Source organism: Olavius algarvensis spirochete endosymbiont, from assembly GCA_900608495.1.
GTDB lineage: Bacteria > Spirochaetota > Spirochaetia > DSM-2461 > DSM-2461 > UBA2779.
On record UWYT01000130.1, the window covers coordinates 1 to 259 of the forward strand.

Here is a 259-nt window from a genome sequence, read left to right on the forward strand (position 1 = left end):
GTACTGGAACCATACCTATGCCCAGTGGTGGTTTGACGCTCTATGCCAAATGGGTTGATACGTATACGGTTGCCTACAATCCAAATGGTGGGACCGGTACTGCTCCGACAGATGACACTCGTTACGCTTCTGGCCAAACTGTGACGGCTGCAGCGGCGCCCGCGGGACTTACGGCTCCTACCGACAAGAAATTTGATGGCTGGAACACTCAGGCCGATGGAAGTGGCACTGATGTTGCGGCAGGTGGAACCATAAAAAT

General features: G+C 53.7%; 1 protein-coding gene. It reads left to right on the plus strand.

Going from position 1 to position 259, the window contains the following annotated elements; genetic code table 11:
• A partial coding sequence (locus S1OALGB6SA_RS03460; RefSeq protein ID WP_195910276.1) for an InlB B-repeat-containing protein occupies positions 1-259 on the plus strand: 259 nt, incomplete at both ends.